Origin of the sequence: Catenulispora rubra, from assembly GCF_015356825.1 — a bacterium.
Classification (GTDB): domain Bacteria; phylum Actinomycetota; class Actinomycetes; order Streptomycetales; family Catenulisporaceae; genus Catenulispora; species Catenulispora rubra.
Genome location: NZ_JAACYW010000723.1, coordinates 1 through 523 on the forward strand (window position 1 = coordinate 1; position 523 = coordinate 523).

The following is a 523-nucleotide window of genomic DNA, read 5'->3' on the forward strand; positions in this document are numbered from 1 at the left end:
GGGTCCTTCGAGGAGGGCGGCGGGGTCGACTTGCTCGCCGACGAGGACTGCGAGTCGTTGATGGAGCCGCCGCTGGGGCGGTCCGCCGGGGAGGTGCCGCCCTGCGCGATCGGGTCGCCGCTGGGCCGGTCGGTGTCGCCGGAGCTGGTCCCGGCTCCGGTGGAGGAGATCACGGCGCTCTTCGTCAGCTGCCCGGGCGGCTGAGTGGCGGTGCTGCTGCAGGCGGCGCAGACCAGGGCCGCCGCGACTGCGGTGGCGGCGGCCCTGGCCGGTGCTACGGTCCCCCGGATCGGCATGGATGCCACTGTAGCCAAGTGGACAGCCATGCGGGAGGACTCGTTTTCGTGCACGCGGTGTGCGGCGCGACCCCTCCACCGTATCCGGCCGGGGCGGCTTTTCGCTTGATAACAGGTGAAAATCAGGGGTTCTTCACTCGAAAGTGGGTTGTGCCCTGATGTAAGGCCGCGTCGATCTTACCCGGTGCGCGTCGGGGCTCGATCCCGCGGGGTCCGGCAGGGTTCGG

1 pseudogene is annotated in these 523 nt (G+C 70.7%); it reads right to left on the reverse strand.

From position 1 onward, the window contains the following. A pseudogene (locus GWK61_RS55140) lies at nucleotides 1-296 on the reverse strand (hypothetical protein); the annotation flags it as partial. Nucleotides 297-523 lie beyond the last annotated feature (227 nt).